The sequence below is a fragment of the Qipengyuania sp. genome (assembly GCF_964227205.1).
Lineage (GTDB): Bacteria > Pseudomonadota > Alphaproteobacteria > Sphingomonadales > Sphingomonadaceae > Qipengyuania.
In genome coordinates this window covers 271,559-295,251 of record NZ_CAXQVB010000003.1, presented here as the reverse complement: position 1 = coordinate 295,251, position 23,693 = coordinate 271,559, and the positions used below count along the sequence as shown (strand labels likewise).

General features: G+C 65.6%; 23 protein-coding genes. 4 read left to right on the top strand and 19 right to left on the bottom strand.

The genetic code is table 11. The annotated features are described in order from the left end of the window. The first annotated feature begins 5 nt into the window (after positions 1–5). Genes ACEQZ0_RS09030 through ACEQZ0_RS09015 form a run of 4 tightly spaced genes read left to right on the top strand, consistent with a single transcriptional unit; the run spans position 6 to position 3,326 of the window. A complete protein-coding gene (locus tag ACEQZ0_RS09030) occupies positions 6–410 on the top strand; it encodes a hypothetical protein (protein WP_370190506.1) in 405 nt (134 codons plus the stop codon). 5 nt (positions 411–415) lie between these two features. After that, on the top strand, positions 416–1,354 hold the full coding sequence (locus tag ACEQZ0_RS09025; protein ID WP_370190503.1) for a sterol desaturase family protein: 939 nt from the start codon (positions 416–418) through the stop codon (positions 1,352–1,354). A gap of 24 nt (positions 1,355–1,378) precedes the next feature. After that, the gene (locus tag ACEQZ0_RS09020) at positions 1,379–2,965 is read left to right on the top strand and encodes a GMC family oxidoreductase (RefSeq protein WP_370190501.1); all 1,587 of its coding nucleotides are present in this window, start codon (positions 1,379–1,381) and stop codon (positions 2,963–2,965) included. Further along, entirely contained in the window at positions 2,955–3,326 is a 372-nt protein-coding gene (locus ACEQZ0_RS09015; RefSeq protein WP_370190499.1) for a YkvA family protein, read from the top strand. Before ACEQZ0_RS09020 ends, ACEQZ0_RS09015 begins: the two co-directional genes overlap by 11 nt. A 53-nt stretch (positions 3,327–3,379) precedes the next feature. On the opposite strand, the gene ACEQZ0_RS09010 is transcribed toward ACEQZ0_RS09015, so the two are convergent. The 19 genes from ACEQZ0_RS09010 to glpX form a co-directional block, all read right to left on the bottom strand. Then, positions 3,380–5,782 carry a TonB-dependent receptor gene (locus ACEQZ0_RS09010; protein ID WP_370190497.1) on the bottom strand — a complete coding sequence of 801 codons (2,403 nt, stop codon included), beginning with the start codon at positions 5,780–5,782 and terminating at the stop codon, positions 3,380–3,382. Between the two features lie 251 nt (positions 5,783–6,033). Next, the gene (locus tag ACEQZ0_RS09005) at positions 6,034–7,356 is read right to left on the bottom strand and encodes an ammonium transporter (protein ID WP_370190894.1); all 1,323 of its coding nucleotides are present in this window, start codon (positions 7,354–7,356) and stop codon (positions 6,034–6,036) included. A 20-nt stretch (positions 7,357–7,376) separates the two neighbouring features. After that, the gene (locus tag ACEQZ0_RS09000; protein ID WP_219954901.1) at positions 7,377–7,715 is read right to left on the bottom strand and encodes a P-II family nitrogen regulator; all 339 of its coding nucleotides are present in this window, start codon (positions 7,713–7,715) and stop codon (positions 7,377–7,379) included. Between the two features lie 150 nt (positions 7,716–7,865). After that, complete coding sequence (locus tag ACEQZ0_RS08995; protein WP_370190495.1) at positions 7,866–8,561, bottom strand: endonuclease/exonuclease/phosphatase family protein; 696 nt, start codon at positions 8,559–8,561, stop codon at positions 7,866–7,868. A gap of 12 nt (positions 8,562–8,573) precedes the next feature. Beyond that, the gene (locus ACEQZ0_RS08990) at positions 8,574–9,446 is read right to left on the bottom strand and encodes an alpha/beta fold hydrolase (protein WP_370190493.1); all 873 of its coding nucleotides are present in this window, start codon (positions 9,444–9,446) and stop codon (positions 8,574–8,576) included. Positions 9,447–9,483: 37 nt separating this feature from the next. Beyond that, positions 9,484–11,007 (bottom strand): peptide chain release factor 3, encoded by a 1,524-nt coding sequence (locus ACEQZ0_RS08985; RefSeq protein WP_370190491.1) that lies wholly within the window; start codon positions 11,005–11,007, stop codon positions 9,484–9,486. A 135-nt stretch (positions 11,008–11,142) separates the two neighbouring features. Continuing rightward, positions 11,143–11,895 carry an SDR family NAD(P)-dependent oxidoreductase gene (locus ACEQZ0_RS08980; RefSeq protein ID WP_370190489.1) on the bottom strand — a complete coding sequence of 251 codons (753 nt, stop codon included), beginning with the start codon at positions 11,893–11,895 and terminating at the stop codon, positions 11,143–11,145. Next, positions 11,892–14,300: a phenylalanine--tRNA ligase subunit beta gene (gene pheT, locus ACEQZ0_RS08975; RefSeq protein WP_370190487.1), complete on the bottom strand. Its 2,409-nt coding sequence runs from the start codon at positions 14,298–14,300 to the stop codon at positions 11,892–11,894. The genes ACEQZ0_RS08980 and pheT overlap by 4 nt, the downstream gene beginning before the upstream one ends. After that, entirely contained in the window at positions 14,297–15,397 is a 1,101-nt protein-coding gene (pheS, locus tag ACEQZ0_RS08970) for a phenylalanine--tRNA ligase subunit alpha (protein ID WP_370190485.1), read from the bottom strand. The genes pheT and pheS overlap by 4 nt, the downstream gene beginning before the upstream one ends. Before the next feature lie 64 nt (positions 15,398–15,461). Next, entirely contained in the window at positions 15,462–16,304 is an 843-nt protein-coding gene (locus ACEQZ0_RS08965; protein WP_370190483.1) for a helix-turn-helix domain-containing protein, read from the bottom strand. 181 nt (positions 16,305–16,485) lie between these two features. Beyond that, positions 16,486–17,376: a helix-turn-helix domain-containing protein gene (locus ACEQZ0_RS08960; protein ID WP_370190482.1), complete on the bottom strand. Its 891-nt coding sequence runs from the start codon at positions 17,374–17,376 to the stop codon at positions 16,486–16,488. A gap of 102 nt (positions 17,377–17,478) precedes the next feature. Further along, positions 17,479–18,360 carry a helix-turn-helix domain-containing protein gene (locus ACEQZ0_RS08955; protein ID WP_370190480.1) on the bottom strand — a complete coding sequence of 294 codons (882 nt, stop codon included), beginning with the start codon at positions 18,358–18,360 and terminating at the stop codon, positions 17,479–17,481. Positions 18,361–18,471: 111 nt separating this feature from the next. Beyond that, complete coding sequence (gene rplT / locus ACEQZ0_RS08950) at positions 18,472–18,831, bottom strand: 50S ribosomal protein L20 (RefSeq protein ID WP_103024611.1); 360 nt, start codon at positions 18,829–18,831, stop codon at positions 18,472–18,474. A 118-nt stretch (positions 18,832–18,949) separates the two neighbouring features. Beyond that, positions 18,950–19,153 carry a 50S ribosomal protein L35 gene (rpmI, locus tag ACEQZ0_RS08945; RefSeq protein ID WP_067693021.1) on the bottom strand — a complete coding sequence of 68 codons (204 nt, stop codon included), beginning with the start codon at positions 19,151–19,153 and terminating at the stop codon, positions 18,950–18,952. A gap of 131 nt (positions 19,154–19,284) precedes the next feature. Next, positions 19,285–20,034 carry an SDR family oxidoreductase gene (locus ACEQZ0_RS08940; protein WP_370190478.1) on the bottom strand — a complete coding sequence of 250 codons (750 nt, stop codon included), beginning with the start codon at positions 20,032–20,034 and terminating at the stop codon, positions 19,285–19,287. 1 nt (position 20,035) lies between these two features. Beyond that, positions 20,036–20,791, bottom strand: a complete 756-nt coding sequence (locus ACEQZ0_RS08935) for an SDR family NAD(P)-dependent oxidoreductase (RefSeq protein ID WP_370190476.1) — start codon at positions 20,789–20,791, stop codon at positions 20,036–20,038. Between the two features lie 25 nt (positions 20,792–20,816). After that, positions 20,817–21,617 (bottom strand): histidinol-phosphatase, encoded by an 801-nt coding sequence (gene hisN, locus ACEQZ0_RS08930; protein WP_370190474.1) that lies wholly within the window; start codon positions 21,615–21,617, stop codon positions 20,817–20,819. A 1-nt stretch (position 21,618) separates the two neighbouring features. Further along, entirely contained in the window at positions 21,619–22,554 is a 936-nt protein-coding gene (locus tag ACEQZ0_RS08925; protein ID WP_370190473.1) for a ribose-phosphate pyrophosphokinase, read from the bottom strand. A gap of 151 nt (positions 22,555–22,705) precedes the next feature. After that, complete coding sequence (gene glpX / locus ACEQZ0_RS08920; RefSeq protein ID WP_370190471.1) at positions 22,706–23,680, bottom strand: class II fructose-bisphosphatase; 975 nt, start codon at positions 23,678–23,680, stop codon at positions 22,706–22,708. Positions 23,681–23,693 lie beyond the last annotated feature (13 nt).

The following is a 23,693-nucleotide window of genomic DNA, read 5'->3' as shown; positions in this document are numbered from 1 at the left end:
GCGTCATGGAATTGCCGCCAGCCCTTATCCAGTTTCTCGGTTCGCTCGCCGCGATCCTGGCGCTTGCGGGTCTCGCCCGGTGGCTGAAGCTGGGTCCCGCACCGCGGCTGGCGGACGAAGCGGCCGCGCGGCAGGCGGCCGACGAGGCGGTCAGCGGGTTCGTGCCCGTGGCGATCGGTCTCGATCGGGACGGCCATGGAGCGGTGATGCGCGATGCCGCGGGTCGCTACCTGCTGCTGCGCCCGCATGGCGTGCATTTCGCCGGCCGCCTGCTTTCGCGCGAAACCCGCGTCCGACGCGACGGCGATGCGCTGGAGATCGACCCCGGCGAACGCCGTTACGGCAAGGCGCGCCTTGTACTCGACGATGTATCGGCTTGGGCGGCGGCGATAGAAGCGGTAGGGTCCTGAGCGCGATGCCCGATTTCTCGCCCACCGAGTATGCCGTGCCCGGCTTCGTCGCTCTGGTCCTGATCGAAATGATCTGGGCCTGGCGCTCGCGGCCCGATGCCTATGAGCCCAGGGACACGCTCACCAGCCTCGCGTTCGGGCTCGGCAGCACGGTTTCGGGCCTGCTGTTCGGCGGCCTGTTCTTCGCGCTCTACCTGTGGCTGTGGGATTACCGCCTGTTCGATATCGGCTGGGCTTGGTGGGCATGGATCGCCTGCTTCGTTCTCGACGATCTCAAATATTACTGGGTTCACCGCACCGGCCATCGCGTACGCTGGTTCTGGGCGAGCCATGTGAACCACCATTCGAGCCAGCATTACAACCTCTCGACCGCTCTGCGGCAGACCTGGACCGGCTTCCTGACGCTGGGCTTCGCCTTCGCGCTGCCGCTGGTGCTGCTCGGCTTCCATCCGGCGATGATCGCGATCTGCGGTGGCTTCAACCTGATCTACCAGTTCTGGATCCATACCGAAGCGATCGACCGGATGCCGCGCTGGTTCGAAGCCGTGATGAACACGCCGAGCCACCACCGCGTCCACCACGCGACCAACCCGCGCTATCTCGACCGCAACTATGCCGGGGTTTTCATCGTCTGGGACAAGCTGTTCGGGACCTTCGAGCCCGAGGTGAAGGACGAGACAATCCGCTACGGCATCGTCAAGCAGCTCGGCAGCTTCAACCTCTTGTGGGCGGTGTTCCACGAATGGATCGGCATCGTGCAGGACATGTGGCGCGCGCCGTGGAAGCACAAGCTGTCCTATCTCCTGCGCGAACCCGGCTGGACGCATGACGGCAGCCGCGAGACATCGGACCAGATCCGCGCGCGGTGGCTCGAACGGTCCGGCGGCGCGGAAAAACCCGTTGCATCGGAAAACCCGATTGCGAGCGAGGCCGAGGCTGCCTAACCTCTCGAATCGAGAGGAGTGTCCATGGACGAATTCGATGTCATCGTGATCGGTGGCGGCAGCGCGGGCAGCGCCGTTTCGGGGCGGCTGGCCGAGGCCGGCAAGCGCGTTTGCCTGCTCGAAGCCGGGCCGCGCAACGATACCATGCTGGTCAAGACGCCGGGCTTCATGCCCTTCCTGCGCGATGCCTCGAACTACCGCTTCGAGACGGTGCCGCAAAAGGGCCTCAACGGGCGCATCGGCTACCAGCCGCGCGGGCGCGGGCTCGGCGGTTCCTCGGCGATCAACGCGATGGTCTATATTCGCGGGAACTCCTTCGACTACGACCAGTGGGCAGAGCTCGGCTGCACCGGCTGGAGCTACGAGGACGTCCTGCCCTATTTCAAGCGCGCCGAGCACAATGTGCGCGGAGGGGACGCATTCCACGGGGCCAGCGGCCCGCTCTGGGTCAGCGACCAGAAATGGCCCAATCCCGGCAGTCTCGCCTTTGTCGAGGCCGCCGCACAGCTACAGCTGCCGCGCAATGCCGATTTCAACGGCGCGCGGCAGGAAGGCTTCGGCCTCTACCAGGTGACCCAGCGGAACGGCGAGCGCTGGTCGGCGGCGCGCGCCTATGTCGAGCCGCGCCGCGGCGACAAAAATCTCGACGTGCGCATCGGGGTCAGCGTCCAGCGGCTCGAGATCTCCGATGGCCGTGTTACCGGGGTGACCTATTCGGTCGGCAAGAAGGAGCGCACGATCACGGCGCGTGGGGCGGTCGTGTTGTCGGCCGGCGCCTTCAATTCGCCCCAGCTCCTGATGCTCTCGGGGATCGGTCCCGCCGCGCACCTCAAGGAGCACGGGATCGACGTCGTGCTCGACAAGCCTGCGGTGGGTGCCGACCTGCAGGACCATATCGACTACGTGTCGAGCTGGGAAACGCAGAGCAAGGACTTCATCGGCGATAGCCTCGCCGGGACGGTGCGAATGGCCAAGGCGATCATCGAGCACCGCCGCAAGAGGACCGGTGCCATGACCACGCCCTATGCCGAAGCGGGCGGGTTCTGGACGGTCATGCCCGATGCCCCGGCGCCCGATATCCAGTGGCATTTCGTTCCCGCGATGCTCGAAGACCATGGCCGGACACGGGTGAAGGGGCATGGCTTCTCGCTTCACGCCTGCGTGCTTCGGCCCGAAAGCCGCGGGACGGTGCGCCTCAATGGCGGCGACGCGCGGATGGCTCCGCGGATCGATCCCAATTTCCTCGACGACGAGCGCGATATCGCGACGCTGCGCGAGGGCGTGCGCCTGTCGCACCGCATCGCATCCTCCCCGAGCCTCGCGAAATACGAGCCCCGGGATCGCTATCCGATCGACCTCGCCGACGATGGGCAGCTCGACGAGCTGATCCGCAATCGCGCCGATACGGTCTATCACCCGGTCGGCACCTGCCGCATGGGGTCCGACGAGGAAGCGGTGGTCGATCCGACGCTCAAGGCGCGCGGGATCGAGGGGCTCTATGTCGCCGATGCGAGCGTGATGCCGCGGCTCGTCAGCGGCAACACCAATGCGCCGAGCATCATGATCGGCGAACGCTGTGCCGATTTCGTCAGGGCTGCGCTTGCTGCCTAGCCTCAAGCGCTGGGCTGCCGCGCTGAAGGACGAGGTGGTTGCGCTCTACGTCGCTGCCAGGGACAGGCGCACGCCGCTGGTCGCGAAAATCGTGGCCGGTGCGACTGCGGCCTATGCGCTATCGCCCATCGACCTCGTTCCCGACTTCATTCCGGTGATCGGCCTGATCGACGACCTCATCCTCGTGCCAGCCGGCATCTGGCTCGCGGTTCGCCTGGTGCCGCCCGCGTTGATGGTCGAGTGCCGCGAGGTCGCCGCGCGAATCGCACGGCGCCCCACCTCTCCCGTCGGCCTGCTGTTCGTTGTCGCCCTGTGGATGATCGGCATCGCCCTCGTGGGCCTGTTCCTCCTGCCCGGATGAAGATACGGGCTGGAGGTCGCCCCCCGGCCCGTCTCGTTCCAGCTCCGTCGCTGTCAGAACGCCTGACGCACCGTCATGCCGAAGGTCTGCGGCGTGCCGACGCGATAACCCAGACGCGCTCGCCCACCCCGTTCGCGATCGAAGCTCAGCAGCGCATTCTCGTCGAACAGATTGTTGGCATAGAGCACCAAGGACAACCCGCTGTCGAAGTCGATCCCGAAGTTGAGATTGACGAGATCGTAGGACGGCAGCAGCAGGTCAACCGTGGTCGAAGCGCCGGCGGGCGCCCCGCCGAAAGGCAGACCGTGCACGAAGGTGCGCGGATTGTTTTCCTGATCGCCCGGCTGGGTATAGCGATTTCCGACATGGCTCCACGATGCGGAGACATAGGCGCTCGCATTGTCGGCGACCGGGAATTCATAGCTGCCCGAGGCCGAGAACTGGAACTTCGGCACCGATGCGAGGCGGTTTCCTTCGCGAATGCCGGTTGCCGCGGCGAGCGGCCCCGGCAGGGTCGAATCGAATTCGGCTTCGATCAGGCTGCCGGTAAAGACCAGGTCGAGGCCGACCGTCGGAGAGAAGCCGAACTCGGCCTCGACTCCCATCGAATGGGCCTTGTCGACATTGAAGACGATCCGCGACGAACAGCTTCCGGCATCGATCGTGGTCTGAAGGTTCTTGATGTCGTTGTAGAAGCCCGCGACATTGGCGTAGAAACCCCGTCCGGAGGCCTTGGCGCCCAACTCGTAATTCCAAAGCGTCTCGTCGTCATAGCTTTGGAACCCGCCAAACAGGGCCCGGTCGGGTCCATTGGGCGCGCCGCCATCGCACAACCTGAGATTGAGAGGGTCGTTCACCCCGCCGAGACGGAAGCCCTTCGATGCCTGGGCGTTGAGCGTCACCGCATCGCTGACGTCGTAGCTGAGCAGGATACGCGGGCTGAAACCGTCCGACTTGGTGGTGTCGGTCACGTTGTCGCCATTGGAAAACAGGCCGCCCGAAATGAACTTGCGGCTTTCCTCGAAGTCGTAATAGCGCGCGCCCAGCGTGATATCGAAGGCATCGCTGAGGGCATAGGTGCCCTCGCCGAAGATCGCGATCTGCTCGAGCTGGTACGGCAAGTCGGCATTGTAGGGCGAATCGAGATTGGGGAATCCGTTCGCCACCGCAGCCGAGGTGCCCGCGCCCAGCACCGCATCGGTGACCGCAGCATAGCCCGGAGTGGGCAGGCGCTGGCGATAGAAGCGGTCGGTCGAGGCATAGAAGCCGCCGAGCACCCACTGGAACGGGCCAGACCCATTCGAGGCGAACCGCACTTCCTGCGTGATCCCTTCGACATCGGTCGTGTCGCGCAGGTTCGACGGCAGCAGCACGCCCGAAGCGGGATAGCCCAGATCGACCGAAACCGAGCCGGTCAGCGCGCTGGCATCGCGGCTGACCAGGATGTCGCGGTTGGTGTAGGAACTGACCGAGGTCAAGGTGACCGCGCCGAGCTCGGCCTCCACCACCAGATCGGCGATCAGCGTCTTGTCCTCGAAGGCCTCGCGCAGCTTCAGATACTGCTCGCGCTCGCCCAGCTGCACCGGGGTTCGCGTGGTCGTGTAGGGGTTGGCGTAGAGGTTGTAGATCTCCTGCCGGTTGAAACCGTTGGCCTCGACCTTTTGATAGATGATGCGCGGCGTGATCGAGAAGCCTTCGCCCGTATCGACCGTGAAGGCGATGCGGCCGCCGAGGCGTTCGCCGTCGTTCACATCCTCGCCGCCGGCCGGGCCGAGCGCGTTGATGAAGCCCGCGTATTTGGTGTAATAGGCGACCGCGCGCATGGCTGCGTTCTGCCCCATCGGCAGATTGACTGCGCCCTTCAAGTGCCAGCCGATGTCGTCGCCATCGACGAGATTTACGTTGCCCTCGACAAGGCCCTCGCTCACCCCGATCTCGGGCTGATTGGTGATGTAGCGGATCGTCCCGCCGACGCTCCCGGAACCGAACAGCGTGCCCTGCGGCCCGCGCAGCGTTTCGACGCGGTTGAGGTCGAACAGGTCGAGATCGGGCGTGAACAGGGAAAGCGAGATCACGCTCTCGTCGAGATAGACGCCGACCTGCTCCTTCACACCGGGCTGGTCGCGCACAACTTGGCCGGCGGACACGCCACGCACCGAAACCTGGCTCTGTCCCGGCCCGAGGTTCTGGACCGAGAGCCCCGCCACATTGCGCGAGATGTCCTCGAGATTGGTAGAACCCGATTTCTGGATGTCTTCCTGCGTCTGTGCATTTATCGAGAAGGGCACGTCCTGAATGGTCGAATCGCGCTTGGTCGCGGTGACGACGATGACGTTGGTGCGCCCCTCTGCCTGCTCCGCCTCCTGGGCGATTGCCGGGCTCGCCATGGCTGCAAGGCCGGTGCCTGCCATGAGCAGCGCTGCGAACGAAGCCTGACGGTGGGTGGATGACGGCATGCTGACTCTCCTCGGCGATTGTTCTCTCGTGGTAACATTGGGAATGAATCAATGCAGATGGAGAAACAATCGAAACCCTTCGCGCGACAGACCGAACGTTTCGTAGCGTAACAAAAGAGTCACACCCGCTTGGACGCAAAAAAGGGCCGGAGATTCGATCTCCGGCCCGGAAAGTCGGTGTTCGCAGGAGGAACACGGTTGGGCGGGGACACCCGAGGAGAGGAGAGAAAGGCGCCCCGCCGAGCTGGTGATCAGTTGTAGGCGCGCTCCCCATGCTCGCCGATGTCGAGGCCGTCGCTCTCGATCTCGGGGGTAACGCGCAGCCCGGTGACGAGCTTGGTGGCCAAGGTCGCAACGAGCGTGCCGATAGTGGCCCAGGCGATCGCAACGACCACCGCGATGATCTGCGTCGTCACCTGTGCGCCCATGGCGTATTCGGCGGCGTCGCCCGGCCCACCCAGCGCGGGCGAATAGACGATACCCGTGCCGATCGCCCCGACGATCCCGGCTACGCCGTGGATCCCGAAGACGTCGAGCGCATCGTCATAGCCGAGCTTGGGCTTGAGCTTGGCGACCGCGTAATAGGCGATCACCGAGGCGACGATGCCGAGCACGATCGCGCCGAAGGGGCCGCTGTTGCCGGCCGCCGGGGTAACCGCGACGAGACCCGCGATGACACCCGAGGCGAAGCCCAGTGCCGATCCCTTGTGGCCCGCGAAACGCTCCATCAGCATCCACGCCAGCGCACCGGCCGCCGTAGCGACGAAGGTGTTGATCATGGCAAGGCCGGCAGTGCCGTCGGCTTCGAGTTCCGAACCCGCGTTGAAGCCGAACCAGCCGACCCACAGCAGGCCCGCACCGACCAGCGTCAGCGTCAGGCTGTGCGGCGGCATGGGTTCGGCCGGATAGCCCTGCCGCTTGCCGAGAAAGAGCGCCAGGACCAGCGCCGAGACACCGGCATTGATATGGACCACGGTACCGCCGGCAAAGTCGAGTGCGCCCATTTCGAACAGCAGGCCGCCGCCCGCCCACACCATGTGGGCGATGGGGAAATAGACGATCGTCAGCCAGATCGCGGTGAACAGCATTGCGGCCGAGAACTTCAACCGCTCGACCGTCGCGCCGAGCACCAGAGCGGCGGTGATCGCAGCGAAGGTCATCTGGAAGCTGACAAAGACATATTCGCTGATCACTTCATCGCTGAAGGTCGCCGCGGTGCTGTCGGTCGTCACTTGCGATAGGAACAGGTTCCCCCAGCTGACGAAGGCATTGCCCTCGGGCCCGAAGGCCGTGGAATAGCCCCACATCACCCAGATCAACATGGCGAGGCAGGCCGCGCCGCCGATCTGCGTCATGGTCGAAAGCATGTTCTTGGAACGGGTCAGGCCGCCATAGAACAGCGCCAGGCCCGGCAGGATCATCAGCAGCACGAGGATCGTGGCGGTCATCATCCAGGCGTTGTTGCCGGGGTTGGCCACGGCGGGTGCGGCCTCGACCGCCTCCTGCGCGAAGGCCGTTACGGGCGTGAACAGCGCGAGGCCGGCGGCGGCGCTGCGAGAAAGAGTTCGAAGCATCATGGGTCCCATCCTGTCCGTCAAAGCGCGGTGTCGCCGGTTTCGCCGGTGCGAATGCGCGTGGCGCTGGCGAGGTCGAATACGAAGATCTTGCCGTCGCCGATCGCCTCGGTGCTGGCGGTCTGCTGGATCGTCTCGACCACTTGCGGTGCGAGGTCGTCGCTCGCGGCGATTTCCAGCTTCACTTTGGGCAGCATGTTGGTCGAATATTCGGCGCCGCGGTAGATTTCGGTCTGGCCTTTCTGGCGTCCGAATCCCTTGACTTCGGTAACGGTCATCCCAGCCACACCGATGCCGCCGAGAGCTTCGCGCACCTCGTCGAGCTTGAATGGCTTGATGACGGCGATGATGAATTTCACGCGTACACCCCCTCAAATGGTCACCGGCCCCAGCACCGGCATTCGCACCTGCAGCAATGTGCGTGCCAAACGGGGATTCGGGGGAGATAGAGGCGCGGTTTCGCGAGAAGCGGACCTCTTGATGCCTAAATTATAGGCAGCTGCCTAAAATTACATCAACTCAAGAGTGGCCACTACGGGCAGGTGATCGGAGGCCACGGCCGAAAGGCCGGTATGGTGCACCTCGTGCGAGACGCAGTGCCAGTGCGGGCTGGCAACGATGCGGTCGAGCGTCGCCACCGGCTGGCGGCTGGGATAGCTGCGGCCGGGGGTGATGATACGCCAACCCGGCGGGAATTCGCGCATCGCCCCGCTTTGCCGACCCCATTGGTTGAAATCGCCCATGATGACGGTCGGCAGGTCGCCCGCACAGTCCTGCACGAAGTCGAGCAGCGAGCGGATCTGGTCGCGACGGCGCAGTCCCGACAGGTCGAGATGCGTGCCGATGATGCGAAGGCGATGCCCCTCGACCACGACCTCGCCGCAGGCCGCTCCGCGCGGCTCGAGCGTGGGCAGGTCGAGCGGTTCACCGTCGACGATCTCGATATTGCGCCGCACCAGCAGCGCGTTGCCGTGCCAGCCGATGCTGCGCGGGCGTCGGGCAACCTCGACCACCCGCCAACGGGTGTCGTCGATCTCGGCGCGTGGCAGCACGCTCGCGCGTTCGCCGATACGCCGGTCGGCCTCCTGCAGCGCGATGATATCGGCATCGATCTCGTGCAGCACGGTGAGAATACGTTCGGGGTCGCGCTTGCGATCGAGCCCGACGCCCTTGTGGATGTTATAGCTGGCGAAGGTGAGGCGCACGCCGGCGTCAGCTCACAGGAATCCGCGCAAGGTCGCCATGAAGCGGTCGAACTGGTCGTGGTGGAGCCAGTGGCCGGCTTTCTCGAACTCGATCACCTCGGCATTGGCGAAATGGTCGAGCCGCCCGTCGCCTTCCGGGTTCGAGGCCCAGCTATCGGCGCCGTAGAGCAGCAGCGTGGGCGCGGTGATCGCCGCCCAGGTCTGGTGGAGGAATTCGTCGGCAATGTCCTCGACCGGCCAGACATTGAGATGCGGGTCGAATTTCCAGCTGTAGGTGCCATCCTCGTTGCGGTTGACGCCATGTAGCGTGAGGTGCCGAGCCTGCTCCTCGGTGAGGTAGCTGTTTTCCTCGATCATCCGTGCGAAGGCAGCCTCGATGCTCTCATACTTACGCGGGCTCCGGCCCGAGGCGGCGCGCTTCTTGCCGATCCATTCGGCGAGGCGCTCGGGATAGGGCCGACTGCGCATCTCGGCCTGCCGCTTCGGGCTCGGCCCGAGGCCCTCGATCGCGACGATCTTCGTGACCATGTCGGGGAAGGTCCCGGCATAGCGCAGCGAGACGTTGCCACCCATGGAATGGCTGACGATGGTCACCGGGCCGACACCCAGCTGATGGACCAGCTGCGCGAGATCGTAGACCATGTCGCTGGCCGAGTAATTGCCGTCGCTGACCCAGTCGGAATCGCCATGACCGCGGTGGTCCATCGCCACCACGTGGTAATCCTCGCGCAGCTGCTCGGCCACCCAGTCCCAGCTGCGCGCGTGGTCGCGCCCGCCATGGACGAGCACCAGCGGCGGCTTTCCGCGATTGCCCCAGTCGAGATAGTGCAGCCGCATGCGCTGCGAGATGAAGGTCTGCGAAGTCGGTCCGGCGTGAAGCGTCATGGCGCTGCCATGCCGCCTTGCCGCGCGCCCCGCAAGCCTACCGCTCCTTCGTCGCCGAGAAGGTAAGGTCGGGGTTCTTTTCCTGCTGGTAATTCACGTCCCATGGGCTCTTGGCCATGAAGACGAGATCGCCGTCGCGATCCCTGGCGAGGTTCGAGAGATTGAACTTCTCGAATTCGTTCATCGCTTTCTCGTCGCCCTTGATCCAGCGGGCCGTCGCAAAGGGCGAGGCTTCGAGCTTCGCATCGACCTTGTATTCGGCCGAGAGACGGCTGATCAGCACGTCGAGCTGGAGCTGGCCGACCACGCCGACGATCCACTGGCCGCCAATCTCGGGATAGAAGACCTGGATTACCCCTTCTTCCGAAAGATCGTCGAGCGCCTTGCGCAACTGCTTGGTCTTGGTCGGATCGACCAGCGCCACGCGGCGCAGGATTTCCGGCGCGAAGTTCGGCAGCCCGGTGAAGCGGATCTGGTTCTTTTCCGACAGCGTATCGCCGACGCGCAGCGTACCGTGGTTGGGGATGCCGATGATGTCGCCCGGCTCGGCGGTGTCGGCCACCTCGCGGTCCTGCGCGAAGAACAGGATCGGCGAATGGATCGCGACCGGTTTGCCGAGGCCCGAGGGCGTGAGCTTCATGCCGCGCTTGAAGGTCCCCGAGACCTGCCGCATGAAGGCGATGCGGTCGCGATGGTTCGGGTCCATGTTGGCCTGGACCTTGAAGATGAAGCCGGTGACCTCGTCGCGGGTGGGGTCGATCTGCTCTTCGCCCGCGGGCTGCGGGCGCGGCGGCGGCGCGTATTTCGCGATCGCCTCGATCAGCTCGGTGACGCCGAAATTCTTGAGCGCCGAGCCGAAATAGACCGGGGTCAGGTCGCCGTTGCGGTAGGCTTCGAGGTCGAATTCGGGATAGCCGATCTGCGCCAGCTCGATTTCCTCGGCAAAGCGCTCGGGAATGTCGGCGTCGCAATCGCGCGTGCCGGCAAATTCCTTCGACGGCCCTTCGGGCCGCGCGATGCAGCCGCTCTCGAAATCGAGCACGCCTTCGAATTCGCCGCCCATGCCGACCGGATAGGCCTGCGGGCTGACGTCGAGCGCGAGCATGTCGGCGATCTCGTCGAGCAGTTCGAACACCGGGCGACCTTCGCGGTCGACCTTGTTGACGAAGGTGATGATCGGCACGCTGCGCAGGCGGCAGACTTCGAACAGCTTGCGCGTCTGCGGCTCGATACCCTTGGCCGCGTCGATCACCATGATGGCGCTGTCGACTGCGGTCAGCGTGCGATAGGTGTCTTCGGAAAAGTCCTCGTGCCCCGGCGTGTCGAGGAGGTTGAAAGTGATGCCCTCGCGCTCGAAGGTCATGACCGAGCTGGTCACCGAGATGCCGCGCTGCTGCTCGATCTTCATCCAGTCCGAGCGCGCGCGCCGCGCAGCACCGCGCGCCTTGACCTCGCCGGCAAGGTGGATCGCACCGCCGGTCAGCAGCAGCTTTTCGGTCAGCGTGGTCTTGCCCGCGTCGGGGTGCGAGATGATCGCGAAGGTACGGCGGTTGGAGGTCATGGAATCTCTGTATCAAATATCGTCATCCCGGCCCCCGAGCCGGGATGGTGCCTTCCTATGGCGCAGCGCCAGTTAGGGAGGCACCGCGCAAAGATAAACCGCCGGCCCCGGATCAAGTCCGGGACGACGGGGTAGCTAGTGACGCTCTCGCGCGACGCGGAAGCCGGCGAAATCCTGATTCACCGGCATCGGCTCGAGCCGGTTGATGTTGAGATGCGGCGGCAGTTCGGCGACCCATTTGATCATGTCGGCGATATCCTGCCCGGTCATCGGATCGGCGCCGCGATAGAGATCGTCGCTGGCTTCCTGACTGCCGGTGCGCACCAGCGTGAATTCGGTCTCGACCATGCCCGGCTCGATGCTGGTCACGCGCACGCCCGTGCCGTGGAGATCGGCGCGCAGCGCGAGAGTGAAATGGTTCACGAAGGCCTTCGACCCTGCATAGACGTTGCCGCCCGGGTAGACGTAACTGCCCGCGACCGAACCGATCGCGATGATCGCGCCCTTGCGCTCGATCAGCGCGGGCAGCAGCTTCCGCGTGATCGTGACCATGGCGGTCACATTGGTGTCGATCATGGTCTGCCAGTTTTCCAGATCGGCCTCCTGCGCGGGCAAAAGGCCCTGCGCCAGACCGGCATTGTTCACCAGCAGGTCGATACCCGCGAACGGCCCGGGCAGTGCGGCGATCGCCGCATCCATCGCTTCGGTGTTGCGGACATCGAAACAGGCAGCATGGACCTTGTCCGCGCCCAGCTCCGCAACCAGCGCGTCGAGCCGTTCCTTGCGTCGCCCCGTCGCGACGCATCGCCACCCGCTGGCGACGAGCGTGCGCACAGTTGCTTCGCCGATCCCGGCAGTGGCTCCCGTTACGAAAGCGGTCTTGTTCATCCCCTCAACTCCGCACCCTGCTTGGCGGCCGCGGAGACTACCTTGTCGGAAATCGCCTTGATCTCCGCCTCGGTGAAGCTCTTCTCGCCCGGCTGGAGCACGACTTCGACCGCCACCGACTTCTTCCCTTCGGGCACGCCCTGGCCGGCGAAAACGTCGAATACGCGCGCGTCGACCACGGCCTTCTTGTCCGCCCCCCGCACCGCCCTGACGAGATCGCCCGCAGCAAGATCGGCAGGAACGAGGAAGGCGAAATCGCGCGTTACCGGCTGGAGCGCTGGCGGCGCGTAAGGCGCGCGGGCGAAGGCCCCGCCGCCCTTCTTCGCGGGGACCGCGTCGAGGAATATCTCGACCGCCATCACCGGGCCGTCGATATCGAAAGCCTTGAGCGTGCTCGGATGCAGCGCGCCGCAACGGGCAAGCACGTTCTTGGGGCCGAGCCGCAGCGTGGCCGACTGGCCGGGGTGGAACTGGTCGCCCGCCTCGCCCATCACCATGAGGTTGCCGACCGGCGCGCCGGCGGCGTCGAGCAAGGCCAGCGCCTCGGCCTTGGCGTCATAGGCATCGAAGCCCTGCGCCTTGCCGCTGGCCCAAGCGCGCGGCGCCTTGTCCCCGGCAAGGACGACTCCGAGAGTCGGCCTCTCGTCGCTGGCACCGTTTTGCCCTCGGAAATAGCGTCGCCCGATTTCGAACAGGCGCGAGCCCGGCGCGCCGCGGTCGGCATTGCGTTTGGCGGCGGCGAGCAGGCCGGGGATCAGCGAAGGGCGCATCGCCTTCATGTCTTCGCTGATCGGGTTGTCGAGAACCCACAGTTGGTCCCGCTCATCCTGAGCCTGCCGAGGCGCGAAATGCTCGGCCTCGGCTGTCGGCAGGAAGGACCACGTCACCGCCTCGTTGAGGCCGCGCGCGGCGGCGGCGCGGCGCAGCTTGCGTTCGAGCTTCTGCAGCGGGGTGGCGGTCGGGCGCGCAACGCCTTCGACTCGCGGCAGCGCGACGCTCTCGACCTTGTCGAGCCCGTAAATGCGGACGATTTCCTCGACCAGGTCGGCCGGACCCTCGATATCGTGGCGGCGCGCCGGGCAGGTGACCTTCCAGTCCGCAGCAACCGAGAAATCGAGCGCTGCGAGAATGCGGCGCTGCTCGTCTTCAGTCACCTCGATCCCGCCGAGGCGGGCGGTAAGCGCCGGGTCGTACTGCACGGTCTTCGGCTCATCCGGTGCCTGTCCGGCGCGAACGACTTCGCTCGCGGTGCCGCCGCAGCTGTCCACGATAAGTTCGGTCAGCAGCGCAAGGCCATCGTCGAGGAAATCCGGATCGACACCGCGTTCGAAACGCGTGCGCGCATCCGAGGCAAGGCCGAGCTTGCGGCCGGTCACACCGATCCGCTCGGGGTCGAAATAGGCCACTTCGAGCAGCACATCGGTGGTAGAATCGGTTACACCCGAGTGTTCGCCGCCCATGATGCCGGCAATGTCGTGGACGCCGGCATCGTCGGCGATCACGGTCATGCTCGCATCGAGCGTATAAGTCTTTTCGTTGAGCGCCAGCACCTGCTCGCCATCGCTGGCGCGCCTTGCGACGACGGCGCCCGATAGCCGGGCGAGGTCGTAGGCATGCGCCGGGCGACCATAGGCGAGCATCACGTAATTGGTGATGTCGACGATGGCCGAGATCGGACGCTGGCCAGCCGCCTTGAGGCGCCGCTGCATCCATTCGGGCGAGGCGCCGTTGGTCACGCCGGAAATTGTACGGCCGTAGAACGCCGGGCAGCCCTCGGGATCGTCGGTGCGGATTTCGACCGCGCAGGCACTCTCGCCAGCGAGCTGCGGCACGGCGAGGGCCTTCAGCTTGCCCAGCCCCGCTGCCGCGAGATCGCGCGCGATGCCGAGGACGCCCATGCAATCGGGCCGGTTGGGGGTAATGGCTACGTCGAAGACGGGCGAGGCATCGCTGAATTCGGCGAAGCTGGCGCCAACGGGCGCGTCTTCGGGCAGCTCGATGATGCCATCGTGCTCGTCACCCAGTTCGAGCTCGCGCACCGAGCACATCATGCCGTTCGATTCGACTCCGCGGATCGCGCTCTTGCGCAATTCCATGCCGTTGGCCGGAACGACCGCGCCGGGCAGGCCGAGCACGCCCTTCATCCCCGCGCGGGCATTGGGCGCGCCGCAGACGACCTGCAGCGGCTGGCCGTCACCCGTATCGACGCTCAGCACCTGCAGCTTATCGGCATCGGGGTGTTTGTCCGCGGTGAGCACCTTGGCGACGCGGAACCCCGCCAGCTTGTCCGCTGGATCCTCGATCCCTTCGACCTCATGGCCGATGGCGTTGAGCGCAGCGGCGATCTCGGCAACCGAGGCCTCGGTGTCGAGGAAGTCGGTCAGCCATTCGAGCGAGAACTTCATGCGCCTGCTCCCACCCCGGCGGATAGCGTCGGCTGGTCGAAGGGCGAGAAGCCGTAGTGGTCGAGCCAGCGCTGATCGCCGTCGAAGAACGCGCGCAAATCATCCATCCCGTATTTGAGCATGGCGAGGCGGTCGACACCCACGCCGAATGCGAACCCCTGCCACTCGTCCGGGTCGAGTCCCGTCATCTCGATCACCCGGCGGTTGACCACGCCGCTGCCGAGCAATTCCATCCAGCCGTGGCCGGGCGCATCGCCGTCGCCGCCGAGCACGCGGCGTCCGCCCACATCCTGCCAGCCGACATCGACTTCGACCGAGGGTTCGGTGAAGGGGAAATAGGAGGGGCGCAGCCGCAGCACGATATCCTCGCGTTCGAAAAAGGCCTTGAGGAAGGTCTCGAGCGTCCACTTGAGATGGCCGAGGTGGATATCGCGGTCGATGACCAGCCCTTCGATCTGGTGGAACATCGGCGTGTGGGTCGCGTCGCTGTCGCTGCGATAGACGCGGCCCGGGGCGATGATGCGCAGCGGTGCCCCCCGCTCGACCATCGCGCGGATCTGCACCGGCGAGGTATGCGTGCGCAGCAACATGCGGCGCCCTTCGCTGTCCACATCGGGGAAATAGAAGGTGTCGTGCATCGCGCGCGCCGGGTGCGTTTCGGCCATGTTGAGCGCAGTGAAATTGTGCCAGTCGTCCTCGATCTCGGGCCCGGTGGCGACCGAGAAGCCAAGGTCGGCGAAGATCTCCGCGAGCTCGTCCATCACTTGGCTGACCGGGTGGACCGAGCCTTTCGGCGTTTCGGGCGCGGGCAGTGTCAGGTCGATGCCTTCGGTCGCCAGCCGCGCCTCGAGTTCGGCCTCCTCCAGCACCGCCTTGCGCGCGGCGATCGCGTCGGCGGTATCGCCGCGCAGGCTGTTCAGCAACGGCCCCTGCACCTGCCGCTCTTCGGGCGACATCTTTCCGAGCGTCTTCATCAGCCCCGAAATCGAACCCTGCTTACCAAGAAATTCGATCCGCAGCGCTTCGAGCGCAGCCGCATCGGGAGCATTTTCGATACGGGTCAGCGCATCGGTCTTGAGTTGGTCGAGGTCTGTCATTCTGTCTGGCTTGAGAAGGTCGGGGAATCTATGCCAGCAGCCCCTAGCGGCAAGAGCACGATTGCTAAAGCCCCAGTTCGGAATCGGTCGAACGCTGCGGATGGTAGAGCGCCTGCATGGCGACGCCCGCATTGGCACTGGTGACGCTCACGGCTGCGCTGCTGATCGGATGCGGCAGCGCAGCGAACTCGCTCGGCGTCATGTTCATCGTCCGGCGAAAGTCCCTGATGAAATGCGCCTGGTCCCAGTAATGCGTGTCGAGCGAGCCGATCCATTTCATCGACGGATCGAGCATATATTTGCCGAGGCTGCGCAGGAAGCGCTGGCGCCGCAGCAGCACGCGCGGGGTAAAGCCGAAATGGCGGGTGCAAAACCGTTCGAAGGTACGCGGCGTCATGCCCGCGAGCGCCACCAGGTCCCCAACCGAAGAGGCATCTTCGGAAAGCAGGGCGAGATGGACCGACTGGATCGTCTGGTCGGCGTCGGGTGGCTCGCCCAGCAAGGTACGAAAGGTGTCGGTGATGAGCGTGGCGGAGGCGACGATATCATCGCCTATGTCGCACAGCCGCAAAAGCATCGTCTCGAGGACCGGAGCCGCGTCCGACTGGCCGATATCGCAGAACCGGTTGGCCATCGTGCATACCGGAGTGCGCAGGAAGCGCGCCCAGCCGGCGGGGGTCAGGCCGATGCCCCAGAACTTGCCGCCTGCGATGCGCAGGCGGGTTGCGCGATCGGTCGGCCCCGAAAGCACCGCTGCCGGCACCGCCTGCAGCGGGCCCTCGCCAATGACCGCCTCGTAGATATCCGCCTTGCCGGTCCGCAGGTTGGCCTCTTCGGGTGGCAGCCAGTCAACGACTTCGACGCCTGGCTCCACTTCGGTGCGATAATAGGCGGAAAGGTAGGGCACCAGGTCGGCTGGCGGCCTGACCAGCCGCAATCGCAACCCAGCCGATTCATACTCCGTGACCCGAAGCGATGCTGTCGCCATTGCGCCCCCTTTATAAGGCGAAATAGAGAGTTAATTTCGTTTAAATGCAAGAGTTTTGGTCGCGCGCATGGCGCATCGGGACCCTGCGCAGGACAGCCGCTCAGCCACCCGAAGGTTGCTGCAGAACCTGCATCGCCTCGCCTGCCACGGCCATCCGGGCATGCGCCGCGGCGGCCAGCACGGGGTGCGGGAGCTTCCCGTATTCGCTCGGCGACATGGTCATGAAGCGCTTGAAATCGCGTACGAAATGAGCCTGGTCGTGATAATGTCCATCGAGCGTGTCGATCCATTTCAGCGACGGGTCGAGCATGAATTTGGCGAGGCTGCGGACGAAGCGCTGGCGTCGCAACAGCAGTTGGGGGCTGAAGCCGAAGACCCGGCTGCAGAAGCGCTCGGTCGTACGCGTGCTCATGCCCAGCGCGGCAGCCAGTTCGGTCACGCTGTGATGGCGGGGATCGGTCAACGCCGCCTCCGCGCGCAAGATCTGCGCCTCGCGCGCGGCGGGCTGGGCCAGGAGCAGTCGCAATTCGCGCAGCAATGCGTCGCGCTCGTCCAGGACCGAGCCCTCCCGTTCGGTGACGCAGCCACAAAGCGGTCGCAGACGCGCCAGGCCGGCGTCGGCCTCGGCATCGACATAGCGATCGGCATAGGCGCTGGCCGAGGCGCCGGTCAGGCGCGCCCAGCCCCGCGGCATGAGGCCGATCCCCCAAGACCGCCCCGTCGACGCGCGGAACCGGGTCGCCACGCTGGTCGGGCCCGTCATGACCGCGCGCGGCATGCGCTCGAGCGGAGTCTCGCCGATGCCGGCTTCGATCGTGCGGTCAGGAATGATGCGCAGATTGGCCCATTCAGGGTGGAGCCAGTCTTCGACCGGCTGCTCCTCCGCGCCGGAGATCTCCATGTGATAGAGCGTGGTGACGAACGGGCGCATGCGCTCCGGCGGCAGGAAGAAGCGCAGGGCCACGGCAGCCGATGCACCGCCCTGTTTCACCGCCGCAGCACCCGTTCGTGGCCCGGCTTTCGATGCCCTGTGACGATCATTCAATCCTGTCCCTGCGTCCGGGATAGCAAATAGGCGTTTGTTTATCGACAGCTATTGCGGATCGTCCAGCGTCTGCGCCGGCGAGCCCCAGACCCGTTTGCGCTCGGCCATGAAGGCGCTCATGACGGGATGCGGCTTGGCGGCATATTCGCTCGGCGAGCAGCGCATGAAGGCGTGGAACTCGTGCACGAAATGCGATTGGTCGTGATAGTGGCGGTCGAGCACCGCTGACCAGCTCGCCTCGGGCTCGAGCATGTAGGCGGCCAGGCTGCGCATCAACCGCTGGCGACGCAGCAGGAGGCGCGGCGAAAATCCGAAGTGGCGCGCGCATACGCGTTCGAGAGTACGCTTCGACAGACCGCACTTGCGGGCGAATTCCTCGACCTGCAGCAGGTGCGGATCGACCATGACCTCATGCACCCTCTGGATCCGCTTCTGGTCGCGCGGGGGATCGGCCAGCTTGCGGAAAAACGCGGTGAGAAAGGCGAACTGCTCTTCGTCGGAATAAGCACGCGTGCACAATTTCCCGCACAGGGGGGCGAAGCGCGCGAAGAGGGGAGATCGTTCGCCATCGACCACGGTATTCGCCTGCGCACTCGCATCTTCGCCGATGAACCGGGCCCAGCCCAGCGGAAACAGCCCGACCCCCCACATCCGGGTACGGCCAAGCGTGAAATGCGTCGGGCAGGAACTGGGGCCGGTCGCCTGGAAGCGCGCACCCTCGACTCTCTCGCCGTCGGGCATTTCTGCGGTGGGAGCGTTTTCGGCAAAGAAGCGCAGATTCGCCCATTCGGGCTGCAGCCAGTCCTCGAGCACTTCGCCGGGCGGGAGATCCACTTCGAGCCGGTAAAAGGTCGTGAAGCAGGGGGCCAGATCGGCGGGCGGCGCGAAAAAGCGGACGTCGATGCTGTCCTGACCGATCAATTGCCTCATCCTGCTACGGAGGCAAAATATACTCGCTTGTAGGAAGGCGACAATCGGTTGCCATACGTAAAGGGCGCCCCTAACGGAGCGCCCTCTGCGTATGTCTTATGAGTCAAGAACTTAGGCAGGAAGCGCCTTCTTGGCCTGTTCGATGATCGCCTTGAAGGCTGCGCCTTCGTTCATGGCGAGATCGGCCATGACCTTGCGGTCGAGTTCGATGCCGGCCAGCTTGGTGCCGTGCATGAACTGCGAATAGGTCAGCCCTTCGGCGCGGACCGCGGCGTTGATGCGCTGGATCCACAGGGCGCGGAAGTTGCGCTTCTTGATCTTGCGGTCGCGATAGGCGTACTGGCCGGCCTTCTCGACGGCCTGGCGGGCGATGCGGATCGTGTTCTTGCGACGGCCGCGATAGCCCTTCGCCTGATCGAGGATCCGCTTGTGCTTCTGGCGCGTGGTGACGCCGCGTTTGATGCGAGGCATTTCGTATATCCTTTCAGAATTTCGGAGCCGGCCCCGCTTCCCCTCCCCGCCACCCGATACGCTACCCGTTATGTGGTCGGGTGGCCGGGAGGGGGAGCGGGCTGGAGCCGCTCAACGATTAATCAAGCCCGTAGGGGGCCCACTTCTTCACCGTCTTGCTGTCGGCTTCCGACAGGACAGTGGTGCCGCGGTTCTGGCGAATATACTTCGCATTGTGGCTGATCAGGCGGTGGCGCTTGCCGGCCACACCATGCTTGACCTTGCCGGTAGCGGTGATCTTGAAGCGTTTCTTCACACCGCTCTTGGTCTTCAGCTTGGGCATTTTCATCTCCTACTCGGATATCGGGTCAGAGACACGTCCAACCAGCCCTGGCAGCCCTTACAGCCAGACCGGCAGATGAATCACGTGTCGGTGAAGGCCGCGCATCTAGCGATTCTGCGCATAAAAGCAAGTCAGAAGTGGGTGACGTAGCCGCCGTCGACGATGAGCGTGTGCCCGGTGATGAAACTGGCTGCCGACGAGGCGAGAAAGGCCACCGGCCCGGCGATTTCTGCCGGCTCCGCCCAGCGACCGAGCGAAGTCCGCCGCGCGAGATGCGCAGCGATCGCGTCGCCGTCGGTGAACCAATCCTCGTTCCTTTCGGTGAGGACGAAGCCCGGCGCCACCGCATTGACGGTGACGCCGTCGGGTCCGAGTTCGGCAGCCAGCGCGCGCGTCAGCCCGTCGAGCGCCGCCTTGCTCGCGGTATAGGAAGCATCGCCGCGGGCGATTTCGGACGCGATCGAAGTGATGTTGATGATCCGGCCCTGTGCGGATTTGCGCAGCAGCGGGGCCGCGCGGCGGGCCAGGTCGAAGGGCGCGATCAGGTTCACCTCCAGCAGGCGCGCCATGTCGCCGCGCCCGATCTCCTCGAAGCTGCGCCGGTCGCGCTGCCCGACATTGTTGACGAGAATGTCGAGGCCGTCCTCGGCGAGCAGGGCGAACTCCGCCTCCACCGCAGCGGCATCGCCGACATCGAAGCACAGGGGGCGCGCCGCGCCGCCGATCCGCTCTGCCGCATCCTCGAGCGCCGCCTTGTCGCGCCCGTTGAGCCAGACCGTCGCGCCCTCCCCGGCCAGGTGCTGCGCGATGGCGAATCCCAGCCCGCGCGCGGCGCCGGTGACCAGCGCTATACGTCCCTCGAGCGATCCCGTCCCTGCCATGTCAGTGTTCGTAGATCATCTTCGCGGTCATGCCACCATCGATGTTGAGGTGCTGCCCGGTAACGAAGCCCGCTCCATGGAGATAGGCAACGGCTTCGGCGATATCCTCGGGCCGGCCGATTCGGCCCACCGGATGCTGGGACCGGTCCTTGGGGCGATGATCGGGATCGCGACGCGCGCCGCGCTTCTGCCACGGCCCGGTCTCGATCCAGCCCGGGCGGATCGCATTGACGCGAACGGCCGGGCCCAGCGACACGGCGAGCGCATGGGTCAGCGCATCGAGCCCGCCCTTGGCCGCGGCATAGGCGAAGCTTTCTGGTTCGCTCATCACCGCTCGCGTGGAGGAGATGTTGGCGATGCTCGCGCCTTCCGCGCGACGCAGGTGCGGCAGACTGGCGCGGGTGACGAGGAAAGCTGCGGTCAGGCAGGCGTCGATCCACGCCTGCCAGTCCTTCAGCGCAAGTTTCTCGAGCGGTCCCGCATAGGGATCGGCGATTCCGGCATTGTTGACCAGGCAATCGAGTGGATCGCCACCCAGCCACTCGGCAATCCGCGCGAAGGCCGCGGCGACGTCGCTCTCGCGCCCGACATCGCAGGTCAGGAAAAGTGCTTTTTCGCGCGGCAGGGCATCGCGCAATTCCGCCAGCGCCTCGGCGTCCCTGTCGAGCCCGATCACGCGCCAGCCCATCCCGTGAAAATGCATGGTGATGGCGCGTCCGATCCCGTTGCCCGCGCCGGTTGTCAGAATGGTCTGCATGCCCGGCAAACGGGTCCGCGCGCGATCAGTGCCCGTGATGGTGCGAGGATGCGCCGCCCATTGCCTCGAGCACGTCCTCGAGCCGTGCTGCATCGCCGAGCGCGACGACCCGCCCGTCGCTTCCGGCGTCGAGCGGATGGCCTTGCCAGTCGCTCATCACTCCGCCCGCGCCTTCGACCACCGGGACCAGGGCTGCGAAATCGTGGAGCTTGAGGCCCGCCTCGATGACGACATCGACATGGCCCGAGGCGACGAGGCCGTAATTGTAGCAATCGCCGCCGTAGATGATCTTGCGCTCGGCCACCGCCTTGGCGACGCCCATGAAGGCGTCGACATCATCGCCTGCGAACTGGTGCGGCGTGGTCGTGCCCAGCACGGCATCGGATAGGTCCTTGCACGCTGCGGCGCGCACCGGCTGGCCGTTGAAGGTGGTACCCTCGCCGATCCGCCCGACCCAGCGTTCGCGCGCGATCGGCTGGTCGATCACGCCGAGCACCGGCCAGCCGTCCTGCATCAGCGCGATCAGCGTGCCGAAGATCGGGCGCCCGGCAATGAAGCTGGTGGTGCCGTCGATCGGATCGAGCACCCACTGGCGGCCCGCACCTTCGTTGCGGGTGCCGTATTCCTCGCCGATGATGCCGTCGGCCGCACGCTCGGCTTCGAGGATCGCGCGCATCGCCGCCTCGGCGGCGCGGTCGGCCTCGGTCACGAAGCTGCGATCTGCCTTCTGCTCCTGCGACCACGCGCCGCGGAACAGCGGACGGATGGCTTCCCCCGCCGCGTCGGCGAGACGATTGGCCAGCGCGAGATCGGCGGCGTTCGCCATCTCAGTCGAAAAGGCTCGAAACCGAGCTTTCGTCGGCGATGCGGCGCACTGCCTCGCCGATCAGCGGGGCGATGGTGAGGATGCGCAGCTTGTCCGAATCCTTGGCGGCGTCGGTCGGGCGGATCGAATCGGTGATCACCAGTTCCTTGAGCGCCGAGCCGTCGACCCGGGCCACCGCGCCGCCCGACAGTACGCCGTGCGTGATATAGGCGGCGACCGAAGCCGCGCCCTGGTCGAGCAGCGCCTGCGCGGCGTTGCACAGCGTCCCGCCCGAATCGACGATGTCGTCGATCAGGATGCAGTGGCGGCCGGAAACCTCGCCAATGATGTTCATCACCTCGCTCTCGCCGGGGCGGTCGCGGCGCTTGTCGACGATCGCCAGCGGGGCGTTGTCGAGCCGCTTGGCCAGCGCACGAGCGCGGACCACGCCGCCGACGTCGGGGCTGACCACCATCAGGTCCTGGTCGCCGTAGCGAGCCTGGATATCCGCCGCCATGACGGGCGCGGCGAAGAGGTTGTCGGTCGGGATGTCGAAGAAGCCCTGGATCTGCCCGGCGTGGAGATCGACCGCGAGGACGCGGTCGGCGCCCGCCTCGGTGATCAGATTGGCAACCAGCTTGGCCGAGATCGGCGTGCGCGGCCCGGGTTTGCGATCCTGCCTTGCGTAGCCGAAATAGGGCACCACTGCCGTGATGCGCCGCGCCGAGGCACGCTTGAGCGCATCGATGCAGATCAGCAGTTCCATGAGATTATCGTTCGCTGGATAGCTGGTCGACTGGACGACGAAGACGTCTTCGCCGCGCACGTTTTCGTGAATCTCGACGAAGATCTCCTCGTCGGCGAAGCGGCGTACCTGCGCATCGACGAGCGGCATTTCGAGATAGCCGGCGATCGCGCGGGCGAGCGGCAGGTTCGAATTGGCGGCCATGATCTTCATGTGGCGATTCCCTGGGTCAGCTGGCGATGCGCACCGCCTAGCCGAGCGTCACGGGAATGCAACACGGGGATGCGCGTTTCGGCAAGTCTTTTGCCGGCGCGCGGCCGTGCCCCATCGGCAGCGGCCGGTGCACCGGCGTTGCGCAGGATCGCTACTTCGCGCGGTGTTCGCCCTTGACCCAGCGCACCGTGCCCGAACTGGCGCGCATGACCACGCTGTCGGTCGTCATCCGCCCGCCGCGGAGATATTTGACGCCGTCGAGCAGCGAGCCCGAGGTGACTCCCGTGGCGGCGAAGATGCAGTCACCCTTCACCAGATCGTCGCGCGTATAGATTCGATCAAGATCTTCGATCCCCCACTTGGCCGCGCGCGCCTTTTCGTCCTCGTTGCGGAAGACGAGGCGGCCGTTGAACTGGCCGCCGACGCAGCGCAAAGCCGCAGCCGCGAGCACGCCTTCGGGCGCTCCGCCCTGCCCCATGTACATGTCGATCGTGGTGTTCTCGTCGGTCACCGCGATCACGCCGGCAACGTCGCCATCGCCGATCAGCACCACGCCGCAGCCGAGGCTGCGCAGTTCGGCGATCAAGTCGGCGTGGCGCGGACGGTCGAGCACGCAGACGATGATGTCGCCCGGTTCGACACCCTTGGCTTGGGCCACCGCCTTGACGTTTTCGGTCGGAGTCCTGGCCAGATCGATGATGCCTTCGGGATAGCCCGGGCCGACCGCCAGCTTGTCCATGTATACGTCGGGCGCATTGAGCAGGCACCCCTCGGCCGCCGCGGCGAGCACGGCGAGCGCATTGGGGCCCGCCTTGGCCGTGATGGTAGTGCCTTCGAGCGGATCGAGTGCGATGTCGATCTTCGGCCCGTCGCCCGGCGCGCCGCCGACCTTCTCGCCGATGAAGAGCATCGGCGCCTCGTCGCGCTCGCCCTCGCCGATCACCACCGTGCCGTCGATGTAAAGCGTGTCGAATGCCTTGCGCATCGCCTCGACCGCGGCGGCATCGGCGGCCTTTTCGTCGCCGCGCCCGATCAGCTTGGACGCGGCGACGGCGGCGGCTTCGGTCACGCGGACCATTTCCATGACGAGGACGCGATCGAGCGGATTGTCGGCGGGCGAGTTCATAGTCGGTTCAGTC

Coding starts and splice junctions, on each gene's coding strand:
- ACEQZ0_RS09030 (WP_370190506.1), top strand. CDS start 6: ATGGAATTGCCGCCAGCCCTTATCCAGTTTCTCGGTTCGCTCGCCGCG.
- ACEQZ0_RS09025 (WP_370190503.1), top strand. CDS start 416: ATGCCCGATTTCTCGCCCACCGAGTATGCCGTGCCCGGCTTCGTCGCT.
- ACEQZ0_RS09020 (WP_370190501.1), top strand. CDS start 1,379: ATGGACGAATTCGATGTCATCGTGATCGGTGGCGGCAGCGCGGGCAGC.
- ACEQZ0_RS09010 (WP_370190497.1), bottom strand. CDS start 5,782: ATGCCGTCATCCACCCACCGTCAGGCTTCGTTCGCAGCGCTGCTCATG.
- ACEQZ0_RS09005 (WP_370190894.1), bottom strand. CDS start 7,356: ATGCTTCGAACTCTTTCTCGCAGCGCCGCCGCCGGCCTCGCGCTGTTC.
- ACEQZ0_RS08990 (WP_370190493.1), bottom strand. CDS start 9,446: ATGACGCTTCACGCCGGACCGACTTCGCAGACCTTCATCTCGCAGCGC.
- ACEQZ0_RS08985 (WP_370190491.1), bottom strand. CDS start 11,007: ATGACCTCCAACCGCCGTACCTTCGCGATCATCTCGCACCCCGACGCG.
- ACEQZ0_RS08980 (WP_370190489.1), bottom strand. CDS start 11,895: ATGAACAAGACCGCTTTCGTAACGGGAGCCACTGCCGGGATCGGCGAA.
- pheT (WP_370190487.1), bottom strand. CDS start 14,300: ATGAAGTTCTCGCTCGAATGGCTGACCGACTTCCTCGACACCGAGGCC.
- pheS (WP_370190485.1), bottom strand. CDS start 15,397: ATGACAGACCTCGACCAACTCAAGACCGATGCGCTGACCCGTATCGAA.
- ACEQZ0_RS08955 (WP_370190480.1), bottom strand. CDS start 18,360: ATGAGGCAATTGATCGGTCAGGACAGCATCGACGTCCGCTTTTTCGCG.
- rplT (WP_103024611.1), bottom strand. CDS start 18,831: ATGCCTCGCATCAAACGCGGCGTCACCACGCGCCAGAAGCACAAGCGG.
- rpmI (WP_067693021.1), bottom strand. CDS start 19,153: ATGCCCAAGCTGAAGACCAAGAGCGGTGTGAAGAAACGCTTCAAGATC.
- ACEQZ0_RS08940 (WP_370190478.1), bottom strand. CDS start 20,034: ATGGCAGGGACGGGATCGCTCGAGGGACGTATAGCGCTGGTCACCGGC.
- ACEQZ0_RS08935 (WP_370190476.1), bottom strand. CDS start 20,791: ATGCAGACCATTCTGACAACCGGCGCGGGCAACGGGATCGGACGCGCC.
- hisN (WP_370190474.1), bottom strand. CDS start 21,617: ATGGCGAACGCCGCCGATCTCGCGCTGGCCAATCGTCTCGCCGACGCG.
- ACEQZ0_RS08925 (WP_370190473.1), bottom strand. CDS start 22,554: ATGAAGATCATGGCCGCCAATTCGAACCTGCCGCTCGCCCGCGCGATC.
- glpX (WP_370190471.1), bottom strand. CDS start 23,680: ATGAACTCGCCCGCCGACAATCCGCTCGATCGCGTCCTCGTCATGGAA.